Source organism: Paracoccus sp. (in: a-proteobacteria) (assembly GCF_046462195.1).
In the GTDB taxonomy this organism is placed as follows: Bacteria; Pseudomonadota; Alphaproteobacteria; order Rhodobacterales; family Rhodobacteraceae; genus Paracoccus.
Genome location: NZ_JBKGUN010000129.1, coordinates 1 through 4738, shown reverse-complemented (window position 1 = coordinate 4738; position 4738 = coordinate 1). Strand labels below are relative to the sequence as shown.

General features: G+C 58.4%; 6 protein-coding genes. All 6 read right to left on the bottom strand.

The genetic code is table 11. From position 1 onward, the window contains the following. The coding region (locus ACLHHB_RS08290) for a chloride channel protein (RefSeq protein WP_410217801.1) at positions 1 to 659 on the bottom strand (659 nt) is incomplete at its 3' end. A gap of 70 nt (positions 660 to 729) precedes the next feature. Continuing rightward, positions 730 to 1644 (bottom strand): aminotransferase class IV, encoded by a 915-nt coding sequence (locus ACLHHB_RS08285; RefSeq protein WP_410217800.1) that lies wholly within the window; start codon positions 1642 to 1644, stop codon positions 730 to 732. Positions 1645 to 1670: 26 nt separating this feature from the next. Beyond that, positions 1671 to 2444, bottom strand: coding sequence for an amino acid ABC transporter ATP-binding protein (locus tag ACLHHB_RS08280; protein WP_410217799.1), 774 nt, complete (start codon positions 2442 to 2444; stop codon positions 1671 to 1673). Positions 2445 to 2462: 18 nt separating this feature from the next. Continuing rightward, on the bottom strand, positions 2463 to 3128 hold the full coding sequence (locus ACLHHB_RS08275; RefSeq protein ID WP_410217798.1) for an amino acid ABC transporter permease: 666 nt from the start codon (positions 3126 to 3128) through the stop codon (positions 2463 to 2465). A gap of 10 nt (positions 3129 to 3138) precedes the next feature. Then, complete coding sequence (locus ACLHHB_RS08270) at positions 3139 to 3804, bottom strand: amino acid ABC transporter permease (protein ID WP_410217797.1); 666 nt, start codon at positions 3802 to 3804, stop codon at positions 3139 to 3141. A gap of 78 nt (positions 3805 to 3882) precedes the next feature. Then, on the bottom strand, positions 3883 to 4738 hold an 856-nt coding region (locus ACLHHB_RS08265), incomplete at its 5' end, for a transporter substrate-binding domain-containing protein (protein WP_410217796.1).

Genomic DNA, 4738 nt, shown 5'->3' with positions numbered 1-4738 from the left:
TCGAAGGTGATGTTGCCGGCAAAGAACAGATTGAGACCGTGGGGGTCTGAAAGCAATCGGGCCGTCGCTGTGGCAGCGATAGAGGCCGCCAGTACCGGGAGCAAAGCCGCAACAGAGTAAGCGGCCAATACAAGCTCAAAGGCATAAAAGGCTCCGGTGAGGGGCGCATCGAATGCGGCGGCAATCGCACCGCCCGCGCCCGCTGCCACGAGCTTCCGCAAGTCTTCTCGACGCAGCCGGAAAAGTTGCCCAAGCCATGAGGCGACCGCAGAGGATGCCTGCGTATAGGCAGCCTCCATGCCAACGGAGGCACCAAAACCGCTGGAGACGATCGTCTGAAGCGAGATATAGACGCTTCCCGACACTGGGATCCTGCCGCCGCCGACTGCATTCGCCTCGATGGGATCGGCCACCCGGCGAAACCATCGGCGGCCGACCAGATAGGACAAGCCGACGAGCACACCGCCAGCCACAGGGCCAGCCATTGCTCGCCAGGGATTGATAGCCCCAGCTCCACTGACGTCATCGACGGCAAAGATCCACAGGCCCAGCAGGTGGATCACCTCCTGCATGGCGACAACAGCCGCACCAGCCACGATGCCGATGAGGGCAGCGAGAATGGTGTAGGCGATCTCGCTGCGCCGGATCAGTCTCCGCAAGCGTAGCGGAGACCGGAGGCGGCGCAGCAGGTGACGCCTGCGGGAGGCACGCAAGCGTGAGATCACTTGTTCAGCCGGCGATATAGGCTTGGTAGATCTCGTTCATGCGGGCCGTCCTTGTGCCGGGCTTTCCGCCCCCAATCGCGCGACCGTCAATCGAAGCCACCGGAGTGATACCTCCGAGAGTTCCGGTCACGAATGCTTCATCAGCATTGTAAACCTCTGCCAGACTGAAAGGCTTTTCATGAACCGTCATTCCAGCATCCCGCCACAGCTTGATCACCTTCTTGCGCGTAATGCCATTGAAGCAGGTCAGGCCGTCCGAGGTCCATAGCTCGTCGCCTCGGAAGATGAAAAAGTTCGTGGAGTTGCACGAGGCAACGAAGCCGCGGTTATCTAGCATCAGGGCTTCGTCGGCGCCCATGTTGATCGCCTGAAGCAGGGCCTGGATGAAATTGAGGCGCGAATGGGAGTTCAAGCGAAGGTCGAACACGTCAGGCGTCGAGCATCGTATGGTGGACGTCATCAGCTTCATGCCCGTTTCCTTCAAGGCCGGGTTCGGCTGCTTCCATTCCGCAACGATAACGATGGTCGCGCCGCCGACAATGAAACGGGGATCCTGATTGGGTGTCGACTTGCGACCCCGTGAGATCATCATCCGGATATGGACACCGTCTTGCATGTCGTTGTGACGGAGGCACTTCCAGATTTCCTCGACCAGCTCTGCCTTGCTGTAACCGATATCGAGCTGGATCGCGTTCGCACCTTCAAAGAGACGATCGATATGCTCATCGATCGCAAGGAGCTTTCCCTTGATCAGGCGAATGCCTTCCCAAACGCCGTCACCGAGAACAAAACCAGCGTCAAAAATGGAGACCTTTGCCTCGTCACGCTTGAAGAATTCACCGTTGACGTAGACTTCCACGTCGTCGTTCCTGGGGTCCTTCACGTAGCTTTGCGATGAAGAACTGCTGAGAGGGGTCATGGTATTACCTTGTTCTGTAAGTTTGGTCAGAAGGCGAATTCGCCGAAGCGCCGCAGGAATTCCTGTGTCCGCGCCTTCTGGGGGTTTTTGAGAACCTGATCGGGCGTGCCGACTTCATGGAAAACGCCTTCGGCAAGGAAGATCACCTTCGTCGCGAAGTGGTAGGCAAAGCCCAACTCGTGCGTGACAAGAAGCATGGTCCGACCTTCGTCTGCCAGCTTGTTGATAACCCGCAGCACTTCGCCGACAAGCTCTGGATCCAGAGAGGACGTTGGCTCGTCAAAGAGCAGGATCTCCGGCTCCATGGAAAGCGCCCGCGCAATGGCCACACGCTGCTGCTGCCCACCAGACAGGCGCCCCGGCCACGCGTCATGCTTTTCCGCAAGACCAACCTTGGACAGTTCCCGAACCGCAATCTCCCGAGCCTGCTGCTTCGAAAGGCCCTTCACCGTGACGAGCCCCTCCATGACATTCTGAAGAACTGTCATGTGAGGGAAAAGGTTGAACTGCTGAAACACCATGCCGAGCCGCTCACGGACTATGCAGAGCTGTTTCTCCGGATAGGTGACGCGGCCTTTGCTCTCGGTCCCGATGCGCTCACCGTCGAGCCAGATCTGCCCCTCACTGAGCGTCTCCATGAAGTTCATGCAACGCAGAAAGGTCGACTTTCCAGAGCCGGAGCCACCGATAATGGCCACACGCTCGCCCGGCTCAACCTGGAAGTCGATCCCCCTGAGAACGTGATGATCACCAAACCGCTTGTGGAGCCCTTTGATCTCCAGAATGGGCTTGCTTGTCATAGTGAATCCTTTCGGGCGTCAGTTCGACCGCGCCAAGTGTTTTTCGAGGCGGCCTGCGAGGAAGGTGCCGGGATAGATCAGGACGAAGTAGATGAAGGCCACTGCCGTCAGGATCTCGAACGGGCGGTAATAGGTCGAGGACAGCAACCTGCCTTGGTACATCAGCTCGTGTACCGAGATCACCGAAGCGAGCGAGGACATCTTTGCAACCTCGATCACGCGATTGGTGAAGGCGGGCAGCATCCGCTTGATCACCTGAGGCAGGATGACCCGCCGCATGGCCTGCCCTTCCGTCATGCCGATCGCTTTGGCTCCTTCCATCTGGCCCCGATGGATGGACCTGATGCCGCCGCGAAAGATCTCTGACGCATAGGCGGTGGTGTTGAGCGTCAAGCCCAGAAGAGCAGCGGAAAAAGGAGTGAGCTGAACACCGATCAGGATCGGAAAAGCATAGAAGAACCAGATCAGCTGGATCAGGACCGGCGTGTCACGGAACAGCTCCACATACACGAGGCTTACCCCGGAAAGCCACTTACGCCTGGAAAGGCGCGCCTGCGCTATGACAAATCCACCAAGCAGCCCGAGAACGATGGACGGGATCCAGATCTGGATCGTCACCCAAAGGCCGCGCGTCAGGACGATCCAGTTGTCCGTCACGACACTGAAGTCGGGAATGTAGTTCATCGTCCGGACCTCATTGATAGGCTGTGAGCCGGTTTTCAGCGAGGCGGGCAAGCTGACTGGCTGTGATGAGAAGCACGAGGTACATGGCGGCGATCGTCGTGTAGACCTCAAGCGGTCGGAACGTTTCCGAGTTCACCATCATCGCCTGGTAGAGCAGGTCAGCGTAGGCCAGCGTGGAGGCGAGCGCCGTTGTCTTCAAAAGCTCGAAGCTGCGTTCGATGAATGGGGGCACCATGCGCGACACTGCCTGTGGCACGATGATGCGGCGCATCTGGGCCTGGTGGCTCATGCCAAGGGCTTTGGCCCCCTCCCACTGGCCGCGTTCGATCGAAACAATCCCGCCCCGGAACACTTCGGCGTAGAACGCGCCCGATTGCGTGGAGAGAGCGAGGACAGCCGCAACGTAAGGGCTCAGGCTTACGGACAGCATGACCGGCAAGGCATAGAAGAACCAGAAGAAGTGAACGATCGGGGGCGTGTTGCGGTAGAATTCTATAAATATCGCAGCAGGCCATCTCAGCGCTTTTCTGGATGACAAGCGCATCACTGCGAGGATCATGCCCACCAAGACGCCCAGGACGATGGACACGGCCGCAATCTTCACGGTGTTGAGGAGGCCCAGTGCGAGCATGTCAAAACGCTCGAATACCGGGCCAAAGTCCCAGGAATATTCCATTCGGCGACTTTCGCTGCAGTAATCAGGAAGAGTAAAGACCCGAGGCTTGAAGCAAGCCCGCGGGTCTCAAGGCAGTGCTTACCACGACTCTTTCACAAGGCCCGGAACGCCTTCGGAACTGATGTTTTTGCTGGACAGGTAGGTTTCGAACAACTCGTTGGGCACGCCGCTCTCGTAGAGCGTCCCGAGGGTCGTGTTCACCCAATCCTTGAAGTCGCTGCTTTCTTCCTTGCGAAGGCCCACAGAGGTTTCCACGGGCTCAACAGGCGTCGGTAGCAGGACCTTGCCCATCTTCAGTCGCGAATACTGAACGATGAGAGCGGGGTGAAATTGCACAACGGTCTCGACCCGGCCTGACGCAAAGGCGGCAACAGCCTCATCATTGGACGAGAAGCGATTGATCTGTGCTTCTGTCATCATCTCGGTGATATTCCGATCGAGCGAGGTTCCCATTGTTACCCCGATGCGCATTCCCGGCTTATCAAGCTCTTCCCATGTGGTAACCGCGCTATCTTCCGCGACCAGTGCCCCCATCGCGTAGTAGAAGAGCGGGTTCTCAGGGAAGTCGATGGCCTGCCTGCGCTCTTCTGTGGGGTCGAGGACGAACATGAGGTCGAACTGGTTGGCCTGGAGACCTGCGACGGCGTTGGCCCAGGACGTCTCGACCGGCACCATTTCGACACCTAGGTCCTTGGCCATACGTTCACCCATGGAGACGCCAACGCCGGTCCACTCTTCAGACATCGGGTCCTTGTAGAACCAAGGCTCGGCTGAAGTGACGCCAATGCGCAGCTTGCCGGTTTCCTTGACCTGAGCAAGTGTGCCTGTTTCCGCAGACAACGCGGGCATGGCCACGCTGAAGCTGACTGCCGCGGCGGCGATGAGAAGGGTGCGTCTTTTCATTTTTTGCTCCTGCTGGGTTTCGCCCTTGTCG